The sequence below is a fragment of the Corticimicrobacter sp. genome, assembly GCF_040137905.1.
Taxonomy (GTDB): Bacteria; Pseudomonadota; Gammaproteobacteria; order Burkholderiales; family Burkholderiaceae_B; genus Corticimicrobacter.
In genome coordinates this window covers 82,386-99,423 of sequence record NZ_JBEFDG010000030.1, presented here as the reverse complement: position 1 = coordinate 99,423, position 17,038 = coordinate 82,386, and the positions used below count along the sequence as shown (strand labels likewise).

Sequence of the window (17,038 nt, the reverse complement as noted above, 5' to 3'; positions counted from 1 at the left end):
ACTTCCCTGCCTGACACCGATCTCCTGCCTGCCTGGGTGCCACAGGGCTGCCCCTTTCTAGGCAATCAGGCCGGACTCTGGCACACTGTCGTTCATGCTTGCGGCAATCCGGACCCGGCATCCGGATGTCTGCCACGACAGCCGCCCATACATGGAGTCCGAGATGAATAACGACAGTTTCAAAACGCTCAAGACCTTCAAGCTGGGAGACACCTCCTGTCACTACCATTCACTGCCGGCGCTGGGCAAGACACTCGGTATAGACGTGCAGCGCCTGCCTGTCTCGATCCGGCTGGTGCTGGAATCCGTACTGCGCAATTGCGACGGCCAGAAAATCACCGAAGCACATGTGCGCGAGCTGGCAGGCTGGCAACCCTGTGCGCACCGTGAAGCGGAAATCCCCTTCGTGGTGGCACGCGTGGTATTGCAGGACTTCACTGGTGTGCCGCTGCTGGCCGACATCGCCGCCATGCGCTCGGTCGCCAGGTCCATGGGTCGCGATCCACAGTTGATAGAACCCCTGGTACCCGTCGATCTGGTGGTGGACCACTCGATCATGATCGACTATTACCGCCAGAAAAACGCCCTCGACCTCAACATGAAGCTGGAATTCAAGCGCAATGAAGAGCGCTACCGCTTCATGAAATGGGGCATGCAGGCCTTCGACACGTTCAAGGTCGTGCCGCCCGGCTTCGGCATCGTGCACCAGGTCAACCTCGAATACCTGGCGCGTGGTGTGCATCGCAGCCCTGACGGCATCCACTACCCCGACACGCTGGTCGGTACCGACAGCCACACCACCATGATCAACGGCATTGGCGTGGTCGGCTGGGGCGTCGGCGGCATCGAGGCCGAGGCCGGCATGCTGGGGCAGCCCGTCTACTTCCTGACGCCCGACGTCGTCGGTGTCGAGCTCAAGGGCAAGCTGCGCGAAGGCGTCACCGCCACCGATCTGGTGCTGACCATCACCGAAATGCTGCGCAAGCACAAGGTCGTCGGCAAGTTCGTCGAGTTCTGCGGGCCGGGAACCTCCAGCCTGTCGGTGACCGATCGGGCCACCATTGCCAACATGGCCCCCGAGTACGGTGCCACCATGGGCTTTTTCCCGGTCGATGACCGTACCATCGAGTACTTCGAAGGCACTGGCCGGACTGCCGAGGAAATCGCCACATTCCAGGCCTACTTCAAGGCCCAGAAGATGTACGGCGTGCCGCGAGCCCGCGACATCGACTACACCACGCTGCTGACCCTCGATCTGGGCAGCATCACCCCCTCCCTGGCCGGCCCCAAGCGTCCACAGGACCGGATCGAGATTGGCAACGTCAAGCGAACCTTCACCGACCTGTTCTCCCGACCGGTCGCCGAGAACGGCTTTGCACAGCAGGCAGACCGGCTGGATCATACCTACAGCACCACCCATGGCGTGCCGATCCGCAACGGTGATGTCCTCATCGCCGCCATTACCTCCTGTACCAACACGTCCAACCCGAGCGTGATGCTGGCCGCCGGACTGCTGGCCAAGAAAGCCGTTGAGGCCGGGCTCAAGGTACCGAAACACATCAAGACCTCGCTGGCCCCTGGCTCGCGCATCGTGACCGAATACCTCGAAAAGACCGGCCTGCTGCCCTACCTGGACAAACTCGGCTTCAATGTGGCGGCCTATGGCTGCACCACCTGCATCGGCAATGCCGGCGATCTGGACCCCGAGATCAACCAGGCCATCCTCGAAAACGATCTGATCTGCGCCGCCGTCCTCTCGGGCAACCGCAATTTCGAGGCGCGCATCCATCCCAACCTCAAGGCCAATTTCCTGGCCTCACCGCCCCTGGTCGTGGCCTACGCCCTGGCCGGCAGCGTGACGCGCGACCTGATGACCGAGCCGGTCGGGCGTGGCAAGCACGGCGATGTCTGGCTGGGCGATATCTGGCCGACTTCCCATGAGATCCAGGCACTGGTGCAGTATGCGCTCAACCCGTCTGCCTTCCGGGAAAACTATGCCCAGGTGCGCAGCAAGCCGGGGCCGCTCTGGGAAAAGATCAAGGGCGTGACCGGCCAGACCTACACCTGGCCGGCCTCGACCTATATCGCCGAACCGCCGTTCTTCCAGGGATTTTCCATGACACCGACTCCCATGCCGGCCGTCACAGGGGCGCGGGCGCTCGGCATCTTCGGCGACTCGGTCACGACCGACCATATCTCGCCAGCCGGCAGCATCAAGGAAACTTCGCCGGCAGGCAAGTGGCTGATGGAAAACGGCGTCATGCGCGCTGATTTCAACAGCTACGGTTCACGTCGCGGCAATCACGAGGTCATGATGCGCGGCACGTTTGCCAATGTCCGCATCAAGAACCTGATGATTCCGGCACGCCCCGACGGCACCCGCTTCGAAGGTGGCGACACACTGTACCAGCCGGATGGCGAGCAGATGTCCATCTATGACGCTGCCATGCGCTACCAGGCCAAGGGAATTTCCACCGTCGTCTTCGGCGGCGAGGAATACGGCACCGGCTCTTCGCGCGACTGGGCGGCCAAGGGCACCCAGTTGCTGGGCGTCAAGGCCGTCGTTGCCCGCAGCTTCGAACGCATCCACCGCAGCAACCTGGTCGGCATGGGTGTGCTGCCGCTGCAGTTCAAGGATCAGGACAGCGTGCAGTCGCTGCAGATCGACGGCAGCGAGACCTTCGATATTACCGGTCTTGAAAACGGCATCCGACCGCAGCAGGATGCCACCCTGGTTATCCGCCGGGCCAACGGCAAGGTCCGCAAGGTTGCGGTCTTGCTGCGCATCGACACCCCCATCGAGGTCGAGTATTACAAGCACGGCGGCATCCTGCCCTACGTACTGCGACAACTGCTGGCGGCATAGCGCCAGGGCGGCTCACACCGCCGAAACAGTTGTTATTTGCTATTATTCGCCCTGATTCATTATGTGCGGCGGCCGCTGACGGTCGCCGCTGCCATTTCAGGAGCCTGACCGAATGACCGCCGATCCCTCTGCCGCCGACGACTTCCTCGCTACGGTGGAGTCATTTCCCGTCCCCTCTCCCTCCCAGCGCAGGGAAATTCCTGTCGCGTTCAACGGCACTGCCGGCGATTATTTCGGTGTCTGGATCGTCAACCTGCTGCTCACTATCCTGACGCTGGGCATCTGGTCTGCCTGGGCCAAAGTGCGGACCAAGCGCTGGTTCTACGGTCACACCAGCATCGATGGACACGCATTTGAATATCACGCCACCGGCATGCAGATTTTCAAGGGTCGCCTGCTGGCCATCGTCCTGATCATCCTGCTGGCACTGCCAGGCGCATTCTTCCCGCCCGCCCAGTTGCTGACGCTACTGGTGCTGCTGCTCCTCATGCCCTGGGCCATCAACGCCGGCCTGCGTTTCAATGCCCGGGTCAGCAGCTGGCGCAATGTGCGCTTCAATTTCCAGGGCAGCTATGGCCGTGCTCTCTGGCTGTTTGTCGGCCTGCCGTTCATCGCACTGCTCACGCTGGGGCTGCTGACTCCCGTACTGTCCCGCATGATCGCGCGCTACGTCGTCGGCAATACGCAGTTCGGCAATGCCCGCATGGACACGCAGCCGCGCGTAAGCCATCTCTACGGTGTGTTCGGACTGTCCTTCCTGCTGTTCCTGGCGCTGTTCATCGGCATTCCGCTGATTCTGGCAGGGCTGTCCATACTGCCCACGCTGAGGGACATTCTGTTCATTCTCCAGTCGCCACACATGGCCAGCAGCTCGATGCCACCCGAAATGTTGCTCAAAATGGTTCTGGCCATTCTGCTACCCCTCATCCTGTCTTTCTATCTGGCCGTTTTCGTCGCAGCGCTCTACTACGGAACCCGCGAGCGCAACGAAATCCTGAACCAGCTCAGCATCGACAACGTACATGGCATGCGCAGCACACTGTCGCCCTGGCGTCTGATGTGGATTTTCGTCTCGGGCGGACTGGCGACAATCTGCAGCCTTGGCCTGGCCTATCCCTGGGCGCATGTGCGTCATTACCGTTATCAGGTCACGCAAATGACACTGCTGGCACAGGGAGATCTCGATTACTTCGTCACGGCCCAGGGCAATACGCCCAGCAGCTTCGGGGGCGAATTTGGCGAACTCGAGGGTTTTGCAAGTGCCGTCAGCCTCTGAGGCATCTGTCGTACTCTCCGGCCGTCTCTTCGCGGCCGGCTCTGCGGCCTGCGCCGATGCCACGCTGTCCATCGACGGGCATGGCCTGCTGCGGCTCGACTGCGGTCTGCAGCAGGAACACCTCGATGCCACCACCCTGGCCTGGGGTGACCGCATCGGCCGGGCACCCCTGCGTATCGAGCTGCCCGATGGCCGTATTTTCGAAACCAGCATGCATGACACTGCCAGCCAACTGAGGCAGCAACTGTATGGCCGGGTACCGCACAATGTGCTGTTTTACCTCGAACGGGTACATCCCCGCCTGCTGCTGCTTTTCGTGGTGGCCATCGCGCTGATGTTCGCTGGTGTGCGCTGGGGGGTTCCATGGACAGCCGATCTAGCAGCCCGCCTGGTTCCGGTTTCGGTCGAGCAGCGAATCGGCACAGGCGTCATGCAGACGCTGGATTATGCCGTCTTCAAGCCCAGTACCCTGCCCCCCAAGCAACAACAGCAGGTCCAGGCTGTGTTTGATGATCTGGTGCACAACCAGGTGGATCTCGAGCACACGCTGCAACTGCACTTTCGCAAAGGCGACACCATCGGTGCCAATGCGCTGGCCCTGCCCGGCGGTGACATCGTCATTACCGACGAACTCATCGAAATGGCGTCCAGCCAGGATGAAATCGCCGGTGTCCTCGCGCATGAAATCGGCCATGTCCACCATCGCCATGGCCTGCGCCGCATGGCACGTGCCGTTGGCCTGTCCGCCGTACTGATGATGATGACCGGCGATATCAGCAGCATGGTCAGCGACACGGCCGCCATGGGAGCAGGCCTGCTCGACCTGGCTTATTCCAGGGACTTCGAGCGCGATGCAGACACCCATGCCAGCGAACTGATGCACGCCAGCGGTCGCGATCCCGCGGCACTGGCGCACATGCTGGAGCGGCTGGAAAAATCGCATCCGGACAGGCTGTCACTGCCCGACTGGACGGCCTCGCATCCCGCCACGGAAGAGCGCATACGCAGACTCAGGGAAAGCATGCCTGCGCACCCGACGGATTGATACGGGTTAAACTGGGCAGTCATATTCCGTTTATCTTTTTTGCAGGCTGCCCTGCTCCCTACATGCTCCGTACCCGCCGTACCGTCTCCTCTTCCCTGCAACGCGATGCCAAGCGCCTGGGTGCCCTGGCACTGGCACTGGGTGCCTCCGGCAGCCGTGTCGAAGACCTTTACTGGGAAAACCAGTTGGCCGACCAGATTCGCAAACTGCTCCGGCAGCAACAGGACGAATCGCTGGAACACGCCCTGGACGAACTGGCCCAATCCGATACCAATGCCTACGAAGTACTGATCGAGCTGATCGAGACGCAATCGGAATCCGGCACCGTGACCGGCCCCGACGGGCAGCCATGGGATGCGTTGCTGATCGTCGCACCGCTTGCAGCCTGGACCCGCTACAGCATTTTTTCAGGCCCATTGGCAGCACCTGCCCACACTAACCTGCAACAGGCGCTGCATACGCATATCCTGGCACAGGATGCCCGGCTGGCACTGCTGCCGGCACTGTTCAGCATGGATCAGATGCCGCGTTCATTTTCCGAAACCTGGCGCTGGATGCAGAATCTCGCGCAGCAGGCGGTCCAGGGCAGTGACGTACATCTGCAGGACTATCTGCTGTCGGAGCAGGTCGAAACGGCTCCGATGCTGGCAGATACACGCTACCTGGTAGGCGTGGTCGCCGCTCCTGCGGGTGCACCGCTGTTCCGCTGGCAGGAAGGCGGCGGCCGTCCCGAGGCCAGCCGCGGCAACAGTCTCGAGCAATGGGTCGCCCATACGCATGAAGCCTTTTCGGAACTGCTGCCCGGTTGTGCGTTCGAATGCATCCTGCCCGATGCCTACTACGTCAGCAACCGCGAAGCCGACAAGACCATCCGTCCACTGACGCTGCAGGCCGCCCTTTCCTGGCTGCAGGAAAGCATGGACACGCCAGCCGAAACGCTGCGTGCCGTCATCGCCGGATGCGGCGACTCTCGGATCGAGGAATACCGCATCGGCCTGACCGCCAAGCAAAGCAACGAGGTCATCTACGGCTGCATGTGGCCGCTGTTCGGACCCGAAGTGGCCATCCAGGCCATCGATGACGGTGCCGAGACTGTCGCGCAGATCAGTGAACTGCTGCGCCGCCACGGTGTGCGCGAGATCCGCCGCATTCCCGGCCTGTTGACTCCCGAGCACTGCGAAGACTGCGGTGCGCCCTATTTCCCCAACCCGCAGGGGGAACTGGTGCATCCCGAGATGCCTGAGGAAGTTCCCTCCGCTCCTGCGCTGTTCCACTGACATGAATACGCACCCACCTCTCGTCCTGACCATCCAGTCCCACGTTGCCTGGGGCCATGTCGGCAATGCCGCCGCCATGCTGCCGTTGCAACTGTCCGGTGTCGAGACCGTGGCCGTGCATACGGTTCAGTTCTCGAACCACACGGGGTTCGGCGAGGTCAAGGGGCAGGTATTCAGCGCGGAGCATATCCGCGACGTGATCGAGGGGCTGCAGGCTCGCGATGTACTGGCCCACTGCTCCGCAGTGCTGTCCGGCTACCTGGGCGATGCGGGAATTGGTCACATCATTCTCGACGCAGTCCGCAAGATCCGACAGATCAATCCATCCGTGCGCTATCTGTGCGACCCGGTCATGGGCGACGTACATCGGGGCATTTTCGTCAGGCCCGGCATTCCACCCTTTCTGCGCCAGTATGCCATGCCGCAGGCCGACATCCTGACGCCCAACCAGTACGAGTTCGAACTGCTCGGCGACACCACGCTGCGAGACCTGCCACACGCCATCACCGAAGCGCGACGCCTGCTGCGCAGCGGCCAGGGCCAACCCGGCCCCGATACGATTATCATCACCAGCCTGCTGACCCCCGACATGGATGGCCAACTGGGTACGCTGGCCGTGCGCCGCGATGATGCCTGGCTGGTCACGACCCCGATCATCTCGCTCGATCCCATGCCCAGCGGCATGGGCGATGTATTCTCATCGACCCTGCTGGCCCGGCTGCTGGTCGGCGATGCCCTGCCACAGGCTCTGGGCCATGCTGTCAGCACCCTGTACGGACTGATTGCGGAACTGCCCAGCGGTAGCCGCAACCTGCCGCTGGTGCAGGCCCGCCAGCAGATCATCCAGCCAACGCGGCTTTTCGACGCCACAAAGGTGGCATGATGGCAGCGCGACAGTCCGATCCCCGTGCCATGCCACCCGCAGCGCCCGGCGTGGATCTGTTCTGTCGCGTGATCGACAACTATGGCGACATTGGCGTGTGCTGGCGACTGGCGTGCTGCCTGCATCACGACCATGGCTGCCCTGTCCGCCTGTGGGTGGACGATCTGCGTGCATTCCAGCATCTGTGCCGGGCTATCGATCCGGGGCTGTCCACCCAGATCCATGCGGGGATCGAAGTCATCCACTGGTCCGGATCGACGCCTGACCTTGAGCCACATGAGATGGTCATCGAAGCCTTCGCCTGCGACCCACCCAGCCATCATATCGCCCGCATGCCCGGCCACAGCAAGCTTTGGCTCAACCTTGAATATCTTGCCACCGAGGAATGGGCAGCAGGCTGCCACGGCATGGAATCCCCCCAGCCCGATGGGCAGCGAAAATTTTTTTTCTTTCCCGGTTTTCTCCCCGGCACCGGTGGCGTGCTTCGAGAACAGACGCTGACACAACAACGCCAGGACTGGCAATCGAATCCTGCCCAGGTGCGACGCTGGCTGGCAGGCCTGTTGCCTCACGACGAAACTGCACGTGCACTGATCGAGCAGCCCCAGTTGCAGATCGTCACCCTGTTCTGCTACCCGGATGCCCCCGTTGCCGAACTGCTACAGGCACTGGGACGACTGCCCGGCCAGATGCTGCTGCTGGTTCCCGAGCGGGTCATGCTGCCTGCACTGCCAGGTGCAATGGCATCCAATCTGCATCTCGCCCGGATTCCGTTCCTGCCACAGCCTGAGTATGACCGCCTGCTGTGGAGCGCCGACCTCAATCTGGTACGGGGCGAGGATTCTTTCGTGCGTGCACTGCTGGCTGGCCAGCCCATGCTGTGGCAGGCCTACAGGCAGGATGACGAGGCACACCTTGCCAAGGTCGAGGGCTGGCTGCGCCAGACCCGGGCACCTGAAACGATCCGGCAGGCCTGGCTGGCCTGGAATCGCCCCGCCGACACCGGCACGGTAGATCTCCTGGAGCAGGGGTTGCGTTGCGCAAACCGGGCTCGCTGGCACACGTTTTTCCAGGATTTTTCCACCTATCTTGACGGCCAGCATGATCTGGCCAGCGCATTATTGGCGTTCTACTACAAGCAGACCGGCCTCTCAGGCTAAAATAGCTGGCTTTACCATTTTTTCACGATGCAGACCCGGCACCGGCAGCGACCGGTACGGGCGTATCTGGTTCCCTGGAGTACTTATTAATGAAAACCGCACAGGAATTGCGCGTCGGCAACGTCGTCATGGTCAATGGCGCGCCACTGGTCGTCCAAAAGGCTGAATACAACAAGTCCGGCCGTAACGCCGCAGTCGTCAAGCTCAAGTTCAAGAACCTGCTGAGCGCCTCGGGCAGTGAATCGGTCTACAAGGCCGACGAAAAGTTCGAAGTCGTGATGCTCGAGCGCAAGGAATGCACCTATTCGTATTTCGGTGATCCCATGTATGTCTTCATGGATGCAGAATACAACCAGTACGAAATCGAAGCCGACAGCATGGGCGACGCACTGAACTACCTGGAAGAAAACATGCCGGCTGAAGTCGTGTTCTACGACGGTCGCGCCATCTCGGTTGAGCTGCCCACCACCGTGGTCCGCGAAATCATCTATACCGAGCCTGCCGTACGCGGCGACACCTCGGGCAAGGTGCTCAAGCCTGCCAAGCTGGCCACCGGTTTCGAGATTCCCGTGCCGCTGTTCTGCGCAATCGGCGACAAGATCGAAATCGACACCCGCACCGCTGAATACCGCAGTCGTGCCAACTGATCCCGACCCTGACCCGGACGGGGTGCCGCCAGACGGCCCCACCCCACGGGACTCTGTCTTTCACTGCCGTTTGTGCCAACAGGCATATGCTGGTCAGCAGGACGTAGAGGATCTTAAACCCGGATTGGCTTGCGCCGCATCCGGGTTTTTTATTTCATGAATATGAATCGGCCAGAAAAAATCATCGATGCTCTCAGAGTCATCTCGGCAAGGATCAAGTCCTTCAACCCCGAACATGAGAACCCAGAGGAGATATCATCATCAATAGATGAGCTTGAAAAAATATCCCGAAAGGAGTACTCAAAACACTATGAAAAATTTCTTTCCGACCCATCTCTGGCCAAAAAAATTGTCTCTTTATGCAGGGCAGAAAGTTTCGATATAAAAACAATCATAAACACGATTTCCACGATAGGAAACATGATCAAGAGATATGGACTTCCTCCATCTGACTATTTGTTTGATTTTTTTGACGAAACAAAACATCTAAAAAAAGCAAACTACTACGTCTCTTTGTTCATCATGCGCTTCCCGCAGTTTCGTATGCGGCAGGACAGACTCGACTACCTTGCATCGATGCCAAGAATTTCGCCAAGAAAAAATTCCGAGAGAAATTTCTATGTCGAGCTGAAAAAAATCATTGATTGCAGAGAACTGATTCCGGATCCCGAAAAAAGAAAGCTCACGCTTTCTCTTAAGAACATGATCGACAAGGAAGAAAATACCTTCTACAAAAATGAATACAAAGAATTACTACAAAAAATAATTCAATAAAAGCATATTGCACGGCAGGCATGAGCAGATCCGGGGGCGCGCTGCAACACCGGGATCATAGAAGACGATCATCATCCAGAATATCCGGTATCGGCATGATGCCGATACCGTCATCGGCCAGAGACTGGCGCTCCTCGGGCGTGGCGGTGCCACGTATCGGCCGCTCGGGCAACTCGCCCTCGTGAATGCGGCGTGCCTCTTCGGCAAAGCGCGGCCCTACATTGTCCATGCTGCGCACGAACTCGCGCATCCGCCGCAGCGCCTCGGCCTGTAGCGCCTGACCTTCCGGTGTTGCCAATGCAGACTGTGCCGAGCCACTGGCTGCAGTGTCGGCAGCCCCGCTATCTCCAGTGATTGCAGCGGTCGCGCCCGAGACATTCAGCCGGGGAGCCGACAGTCTGCGCTCGATCTGCGTACTGCCACACAATGGGCACTGCAGCAGGCCACGCGCCTGCTGATCCGCATAGTCTTCCTGCGAACCGAACCAGCCTTCGAAGAGATGTCCCTGGCCACAGGCCAGATCGTAGACTTTCAATGCCATACCCTGGAAGAATGAACGCTCATGCCTGCATTTTAGGGCAGTCTTGCATCAAGGCGCGGCACTGCGGCCAGCAATTGACGGGTTTCTTCGTGGCGTGGCTCCAGCAGGACCTGCTCCGCAGGGCCGATTTCCACAATACGACCCTGCGCCATGACGGCAATATCGTCGGCCAGATATTCGACCACGCCGAAATTGTGCGACACGAACAGGTAAGCCATGCCCAGCTCCCGCTGCAACTCCTGCAGCAGATCGATAATCTGTGCCTGCACCGATACGTCCAGCGCCGAGGTCGGTTCGTCGCAGACCAGCACGTCCGGCTCGGTCGCCAGGGCCCGGGCAATGGCGATGCGCTGGCGCTGGCCGCCGGAAAACTCGTGCGGATAGCGCGTCTGCGTATCGGCAGGCAAACCGACCCGTTCCAGCAACCCGGCAATCCGCTGGCGGCGCAGCTCGACCGGCAAGTCGCGACGCAACGAAGCCAGGCCTTCGTCCAGGATTTCGCCAACGCGCATGCGCGGATCGAGCGAGGCAAACGGATCCTGGAACACGATCTGGATACGGCGACGCAGGGTTTTCATGCTCGCACGTCCGGCATCCAGCACCGATTGGCCATCCAGCAGCACCTTGCCTGATATCCGGGCCTGCCCGTCGAGCAGGCGCAGCATGGCCTTGGCCGTGGTGGTCTTGCCGCAACCCGATCCCCCCAGCAGGGCCAGCGTACGTCCCTGACGCAGTTCGAAACTGACGCCATCGACGGCGCGAATCGTATCCACTTCGCGCCGCAGCAGCCCCTTGCGTACCGGGTAGTGCACCTTGAGATCCTGTACCTGCAACAACGCAGGCAACTGTGCGCTCGCCTCTGTCTGCACCGCTTTCATATCCATCGCCATATTCGGGACCTCGCCGGCGTCGGACACCTCCGCAGACACAGGCGTCGCCTCCCGCTTGCGCCCGGCAGCCGACAGCGGCCTGCCGCGCTTTTCATACCCCGGAATCGCATCGAACAGTTCCTGTGCGTAGGGATGTCGCGTCTGCTCGAAGAAATCACCGACCGGTGCCACATCGACGATTCTGCCATGGCGCATCAAAGCCACCTGATGGGCCACCTGGCGCACCACGGCCAGGTCATGCGTAATCAGCAAAATGGCCATGCCCAGTTCGCGCTGGATATCGGCCAGCAGCGACAGTATCTGGGCCTGGATGGTCACATCCAGCGCCGTAGTGGGCTCATCTGCAATCAGCAATGCAGGTTCGCCCGCCAGTGCCATGGCAATCATGATGCGCTGCTTCTGCCCGCCCGAAAACTGGAACGGATAATCGTCCAGCCGCCGGGCAGCATCGGGAATCCCGACCCGATCCAGCCAGCGTATGGCCTGATTGCGGGCCTGTTCAGCCCGCAATGGCGTGTGACGCATCACGACCTCCACGACCTGCCGCCCCACAGTCATGACAGGATTCAGACTGGTGGACGGCTCCTGGAAAATCATGCCGATATGGCCGCCCCGGACATTGCGCATATCCCGCTCGGCCAGCACCGTCAACTCCTCGCCGGCAAGCCGGATACTGCCCTGCGCCAGCTCGACCGTTTCGGGCAGCAAGCGCAGCAATGCCAGCGCCGTCAGGCTCTTGCCGCAGCCGGATTCGCCCACCAGCGCAAAGGTCTCGCCGCGTCGGATGCACAGGGCCAGCGCCTCGACGGCCGCCCGGCTGCTCTCTTCCGACTCGATACGGATAGCAAGGTCACTGACCTCGAGCACGACATCTGCTGCCTGTGTCGGAGGAGCCTGCGTCTCGGAGTGAGTCTCAGCCTGCAGTTCTGCAAAATGTGTATTGTGTGATGCACTCATGCGTTCCCCTCCCTGCCTGCCGCGCCGGGCACGGTGGGTGCAGTGCCGCCAGCCGGTGACGAAAGCCGACGCCGTACCCGATATCGACGTCCATGCGGATCAAAAGCCTCGCGCACGGCATCGGCGAACAGGTTGGCGGCCAGCACCAGTACCAGCATGAAGAAAAATGCTGTCGTCAGGTTCCACCAGACCATGGGATCGCGTGACATTTCCAGCCGCGCCATATCGATCATCGAACCAAAGGAATTCATACCGGGATCCACACCGATGCCCAGGTACGAAAGCACGGCCTCGTACAGCACCAGACCGGAAAACTCCAGCACCATGGTAATCAGCACGATATGCATCACGTTGGGCAGTAAATGGCGCAACATGATCCGCAGATGCGATACACCGAACGCCCTTGCCGCCTGGATATACTCCAGCTCTCGCAGCTTGAGCACTTCGGCCCGCAACAGGCGGCACAGCCCGGCCCAGCCCGTCAGCCCAAGGATCAGGCACAGCAGAAACAGACGCAGATCGGCACGGGCAGCCGAAGTCGGGAACATCTCGGGATGCGTATCGATATAGACCTGCATCATCAGCACGCAGGCCGCGATCAGCAAGACACCGGGAATCGAGGTCAGCGTCGTATAGATATACTGGATCAGGTCATCGACCCAGCCCTTGAAATAGCCGGCCGAAATACCGAATATCAATGCAGGCGGCAGCATGGCCAGCGTCGTCAGCGTCCCGATCACCAAGGCCGTGCGGATGCTCTTGAGTGCCTGCCAGAGCACATCGTTGCCCGTGCGATCGGTCCCGAATACGTGATAACCGCCTGCCAGGCTAGCCAGCATGCCCACCACCAGGCAGATCACCAGGAACGTCAGCCACATCGCACGCCAGGGTACAGCGCTACGCCCGCTCAGCAGCGACTGCCAGCCCTGTCGACGAGCCAACAGACTGCCCACGGCGGCACCTGCCAGCAAGGCCGCGACAACGCCTGCCAGTGCCCCTTTCAGCAACCGCCCGGTCACGTCGCCATGCCAGTCGGCCTCGGGATCATCCAGATGGACGCCGGCATAAATCAGCCGAGGAAAGTCGCGATAGGCCGTACCGTCGGCAGCCAGCATGGTTTCCTTGGTGAACAGGTGCGTAGCCAGCGGCACCGAATAGCTTTTCTCGGATTTGGCCAGCAGTGTCGTATCGAGCAGCGCATCCAGTACCGAACGGACCTGCGGCGCATAGGCTGGTGCTGCCGTGGCCGGTTGCCCCGGTGCCGGCGGCAGGCGTGGCCGGTAGTGCATGGAATCGAGCAGCGCCACCAGCACGAACAGCGCCAGCACAACGGCGGCGCACATGGCGGTGCGATCCTGCAGCACCTTGCGCCAGTTCTGGCGGCTACCGCTGTGGCGGGATGCCCGCCAGGCATAGAGCAGCGCCATCAGTACCAGCAGAAAAAAGGCCGCATCCGTCCAGAGGATCACGATCTTGGGCATGGCTCGGTATCCCTCCGTATCAGCTGAAACGCACGCGGGGATCGACCAGCGTGTACGAAATATCGGACAGGATCAGGCCGACGATATAGAGCATCGAACCGAGGAACACCATGGCCCGCACGATCGAAAAATCCTGCGCATTGATGGCGTCGATGGTATAGCTGCCCAGACCTGGAATGCCGAAGAAAGACTCGGAAATCAGGCTGCCCATGAACAGCAACGGAATGGCGGCCACCGTGCCCGTCAGGATCGGCAAGGCGGCGTTGCGCAGTACGTGACGCCACAGCACCCAGCTTTCGCTCAGGCCCTTGGCACGTGCCGTGCGCACATAATCCTTGCCCATTTCCTCGAGGAACAGCGTACGGTAGAACCGCGCCTCTGGCCCCAGCCTGGAGATAATCGCCACCAGTACCGGCAGGACCAAAAAGCGCAGCATACCCACGCCATCGGCAAAGCCCGAATACGGCACCAGCCGCAGCACCTTGGCAAACAGCCATTGCCCGGCAATGATATAGAACAGGCTGGAGATCGACAGCAGGATCACGCACAGCACCACCCCCCAGAAATCCAGCGCCGTGGACTTGAAATACACCAGCAGCATCGCGAACGCCACGCTGGCCAGCAGGCCCAGGAAAAAGCTGGGCAAGGCCAGCGCCAGGCTCGGGCCGATCCGCTCGCGAATCTCCAGTCCGATATCCCTGCCACTGTCGGACATGCCGAAATCGAGTGTCAGCAATGGCAGCGAGCGTTCGTAGAAAATCGTCTGCCGCAGGCTGTCCATGCCCGGTGCCTCGCTGTTGTAGAACAACGGTTTGTCATAGCCATGCTCGACTTTCCACTGCTCGATGGCCTCCTGGCTGACGCGCTGCCCGCCGATGGAAAGACGGGCCATGTCATCAGGTGTGTTGACCGCGAAAAACAGGATGAAAGTGAACAGGTTGACGCCCACCAGGATCAGGATGCCATACAACAAGCGGCGAAGAATGTAGATACTCATCGACGTTCTCCGTCTGCAGTCGCATGTGCCGTGGCCCGCTCACGTCGGCGGATGATGCGCCAGGCGGGCCAGACCAGCAACAGGACACCGGCCAGCAGCAGCCACAGCGGCCAGAATACGGGCGGGTTCCAGGCAGCAATGCGCTCGGTGCGCAAGGTCGGATCGACACGATAGTACTGCAGGGTATTGCGCACCATCTGTGTCGGCTTGGCATTGCTGACCCATTGCTGATAGGCACCCGCCGACTTGGGGAAATAGCCGAACATCCAGGGGGCATCGCGCTGTACCAGCGCACTCATGCGATGGATCAGCGCTTCCTTTTCAGGGCCATCATCCAGGAAGCGCAGTTGCTCGAACATGGCGTCATATTCGGGATTGCTGTAGTTGGCCGCGTTCTCGCCGCCGTTGCCGACCTTGGCATTGGGTCCATAGAGCAGGAACAGGAAATTCTCGGCATCGGGATAGTCGGCATGCCAGCCCCACAGAAACATCTGGGCCGCGCCACGCCGCATCTTGTCCTGGAAGCGACCGTAATCCGTGGCACGGATATCGAACTGGATACCGAGCAAGGCCATCCTGCGGCGCATCCAGTCGAATACCGGACTGGCACCGGTCATGCCGCCCATCGCATCGTAATGCAGCACCAGCGGTGTACCGGTCTCGGCATCACGCCCGCCCGGATAGCCGGCCTCGACCATCAACTGGCGAGCCGCCTCGATACTGCGCCGCTGCACACGGCCATCGACCTTGTCATAGACCACGGGGTCGCAGCCATCCTCGAACGGCTCAAATCCCAGCACGCCGGGCGGCACCGGACTGCATGCAACCATGCCCTGTCCATTTTCGAAGATCGCGATGTATTCTTCCCAGTCAAAGGCAATGCTGATGGCCTGCCGCAACTTGCGGTTGCGCAACTGGCGTTCGGGCGTATCGCCCTGCCCCACCACCGGGTCCAGCCAGTTGAATCCCATATACCAGATCGACGTCTCGACCGTGGTCGGCAACTGGATGGCGTGCTCGCGATAGCGCCGTGCCTTGTCGGCATCATCCTCTGCCGCCACCAGCATGGCAATGCCATACTCGCCACGCTCGGCCTGCGGGACATCGTAATAGCCCTGCATGAACTTGCCCATCAACGGAATGCCTTCCTTCTCGATGCTGAAGACCAGCCGGTCGATGAAAGGCGTGGGCTGTCCACAATCGCGCAGCAAGCCCGCCTCGGCATCCCCCGGCTCGCCTTCGCAGGGGTAAGGCTCGCCGCGATAGTTGGGATTGCGCACCATGACATGGCGCTGGTTCTGGCGCGACTCGGCCATCATGTAGGGGCCCGTGCCGACCGGCCAGGTATTGAGCGACAGATTGTGCTCGGCCATGCCCGGCTGCTGGTAGAAACGGTCGGCCTCCCACGCCATCGGCGCGAAGAAGCTCATGGCCAGCCAGTACTTGAACTGCGGATATTTGCCCTTGATGCGGATTCGCAGGGTATGCGCATCCAGCGCCTGAACGCCCTCGAACGCATACTGGCGCAAATCCAGCCAGGGCAGGTCACGCGTGCCGGGCGGCACATCCTTGCGCAGTGCCTGATCGGCCGCCTTGAGCTGCTCGCCATACTCGCGCATGCCGACAATGTAATCCGCCATGGTCGTAAACACCGGCGACACCGTGCGCGGGCTGGCCAGGCGGCGGATGGCATAGACATAGTCCTCTGCCGTCAGTTCACGCGTACCGGTCTCGGGAAAATCCGGAATCTGATACCGCCCGACCAGCCCGTCGGGTGGCAAGGGCCAGTAGGCGTACCCCCCATCTGCCGTGCGGGCAAAGGCCGGATGCGGCTGGAACAGGATGCCCGGCTTGATGTGGATATCGTAGACGCTTTCGACCACCGATTCGCCCGGCGCGTCGGCCGGCAATGGCTGCCCTTCTGCATCCAGGTATTGCGGCTCGACCAGCGCCTGTGCCGTACGCGGTATCAGTTCATAGGGCCGCTTGAGATAATGGTAGGCGAACGGGGCCTCGTAGATATTATAGGTATAGGGTGTTTCGTCGCCCGAATAAGAGCTGGCCGGATCCAGGTACTTGGGCGAGCGCGAGGCAAATGCCGTGTAGAAGGTATTTTCCGCCTCTGCGCCTTCCGCATAAGGGCTGTTGATGGCCTGCCGAGGCTGGCAGGCCGACAGCGCCAGCACTGCCATCAGTCCGGCACAGCAGCGCAGCAGGCCAAAACGACCTGAGCGCCTTGCGGCC

13 protein-coding genes are annotated in these 17,038 nt (G+C 61.0%); 8 read left to right on the top strand and 5 right to left on the bottom strand.

What is annotated here, in order from left to right; translation table 11 throughout:
- Positions 1-163 precede the first annotated feature (163 nt).
- From acnA to ABN482_RS04915, 8 genes are all read left to right on the top strand, one after another.
- Positions 164-2,866: an aconitate hydratase AcnA gene (gene acnA / locus ABN482_RS04950; RefSeq protein WP_349502941.1), complete on the top strand. Its 2,703-nt coding sequence runs from the start codon at positions 164-166 to the stop codon at positions 2,864-2,866.
- Between the two features lie 112 nt (positions 2,867-2,978).
- The gene (locus tag ABN482_RS04945) at positions 2,979-4,142 is read left to right on the top strand and encodes a YjgN family protein (protein ID WP_349502940.1); all 1,164 of its coding nucleotides are present in this window, start codon (positions 2,979-2,981) and stop codon (positions 4,140-4,142) included.
- Positions 4,126-5,187 (top strand): M48 family metallopeptidase, encoded by a 1,062-nt coding sequence (locus ABN482_RS04940; protein ID WP_349502939.1) that lies wholly within the window; start codon positions 4,126-4,128, stop codon positions 5,185-5,187. The genes ABN482_RS04945 and ABN482_RS04940 overlap by 17 nt, the downstream gene beginning before the upstream one ends.
- Before the next feature lie 62 nt (positions 5,188-5,249).
- A complete protein-coding gene (locus tag ABN482_RS04935; RefSeq protein ID WP_349502938.1) occupies positions 5,250-6,464 on the top strand; it encodes a DUF2863 family protein in 1,215 nt (404 codons plus the stop codon).
- Between the two features lies 1 nt (position 6,465).
- Positions 6,466-7,347 carry a pyridoxal kinase PdxY gene (pdxY, locus tag ABN482_RS04930; RefSeq protein ID WP_349502937.1) on the top strand — a complete coding sequence of 294 codons (882 nt, stop codon included), beginning with the start codon at positions 6,466-6,468 and terminating at the stop codon, positions 7,345-7,347.
- Positions 7,344-8,507: an elongation factor P maturation arginine rhamnosyltransferase EarP gene (gene earP / locus ABN482_RS04925; RefSeq protein WP_349502936.1), complete on the top strand. Its 1,164-nt coding sequence runs from the start codon at positions 7,344-7,346 to the stop codon at positions 8,505-8,507. Before pdxY ends, earP begins: the two co-directional genes overlap by 4 nt.
- A gap of 89 nt (positions 8,508-8,596) precedes the next feature.
- A complete protein-coding gene (gene efp, locus ABN482_RS04920) occupies positions 8,597-9,154 on the top strand; it encodes an elongation factor P (RefSeq protein ID WP_349502935.1) in 558 nt (185 codons plus the stop codon).
- A 156-nt stretch (positions 9,155-9,310) separates the two neighbouring features.
- Positions 9,311-9,928, top strand: a complete 618-nt coding sequence (locus tag ABN482_RS04915; protein WP_349502934.1) for a hypothetical protein — start codon at positions 9,311-9,313, stop codon at positions 9,926-9,928.
- A 55-nt stretch (positions 9,929-9,983) separates the two neighbouring features.
- On the opposite strand, the gene ABN482_RS04910 is transcribed toward ABN482_RS04915, so the two are convergent.
- From ABN482_RS04910 to ABN482_RS04890, 5 genes are read right to left on the bottom strand one after another with little or no spacing between them, the layout of a single operon-like run.
- On the bottom strand, positions 9,984-10,469 hold the full coding sequence (locus ABN482_RS04910) for a DUF1178 family protein (RefSeq protein WP_349502933.1): 486 nt from the start codon (positions 10,467-10,469) through the stop codon (positions 9,984-9,986).
- A 32-nt stretch (positions 10,470-10,501) separates the two neighbouring features.
- Complete coding sequence (locus ABN482_RS04905; protein ID WP_349502932.1) at positions 10,502-12,316, bottom strand: ABC transporter ATP-binding protein; 1,815 nt, start codon at positions 12,314-12,316, stop codon at positions 10,502-10,504.
- Positions 12,313-13,797, bottom strand: coding sequence for an ABC transporter permease (locus tag ABN482_RS04900; RefSeq protein WP_349502931.1), 1,485 nt, complete (start codon positions 13,795-13,797; stop codon positions 12,313-12,315). Before ABN482_RS04900 ends, ABN482_RS04905 begins: the two co-directional genes overlap by 4 nt.
- Positions 13,798-13,816: 19 nt before the next feature.
- Entirely contained in the window at positions 13,817-14,794 is a 978-nt protein-coding gene (locus ABN482_RS04895) for an ABC transporter permease (protein WP_349502930.1), read from the bottom strand.
- Complete coding sequence (locus tag ABN482_RS04890) at positions 14,791-16,986, bottom strand: ABC transporter substrate-binding protein (protein WP_349502929.1); 2,196 nt, start codon at positions 16,984-16,986, stop codon at positions 14,791-14,793. The genes ABN482_RS04895 and ABN482_RS04890 overlap by 4 nt, the downstream gene beginning before the upstream one ends.
- Between the last annotated feature and the right edge of the window lie 52 nt (positions 16,987-17,038).

Bases quoted from the DNA above. Each gene is read 5' to 3' on its own strand.
- acnA (WP_349502941.1), top strand. From the start codon at position 164: ATGAATAACGACAGTTTCAAAACGCTCAAGACCTTCAAGCTGGGAGAC.
- ABN482_RS04945 (WP_349502940.1), top strand. From the start codon at position 2,979: ATGACCGCCGATCCCTCTGCCGCCGACGACTTCCTCGCTACGGTGGAG.
- ABN482_RS04935 (WP_349502938.1), top strand. From the start codon at position 5,250: ATGCTCCGTACCCGCCGTACCGTCTCCTCTTCCCTGCAACGCGATGCC.
- pdxY (WP_349502937.1), top strand. From the start codon at position 6,466: ATGAATACGCACCCACCTCTCGTCCTGACCATCCAGTCCCACGTTGCC.
- earP (WP_349502936.1), top strand. From the start codon at position 7,344: ATGATGGCAGCGCGACAGTCCGATCCCCGTGCCATGCCACCCGCAGCG.
- efp (WP_349502935.1), top strand. From the start codon at position 8,597: ATGAAAACCGCACAGGAATTGCGCGTCGGCAACGTCGTCATGGTCAAT.
- ABN482_RS04915 (WP_349502934.1), top strand. From the start codon at position 9,311: ATGAATATGAATCGGCCAGAAAAAATCATCGATGCTCTCAGAGTCATC.
- ABN482_RS04910 (WP_349502933.1), bottom strand. From the start codon at position 10,469: ATGGCATTGAAAGTCTACGATCTGGCCTGTGGCCAGGGACATCTCTTC.
- ABN482_RS04905 (WP_349502932.1), bottom strand. From the start codon at position 12,316: ATGAGTGCATCACACAATACACATTTTGCAGAACTGCAGGCTGAGACT.
- ABN482_RS04900 (WP_349502931.1), bottom strand. From the start codon at position 13,797: ATGCCCAAGATCGTGATCCTCTGGACGGATGCGGCCTTTTTTCTGCTG.
- ABN482_RS04895 (WP_349502930.1), bottom strand. From the start codon at position 14,794: ATGAGTATCTACATTCTTCGCCGCTTGTTGTATGGCATCCTGATCCTG.
- ABN482_RS04890 (WP_349502929.1), bottom strand. From the start codon at position 16,986: ATGGCAGTGCTGGCGCTGTCGGCCTGCCAGCCTCGGCAGGCCATCAAC.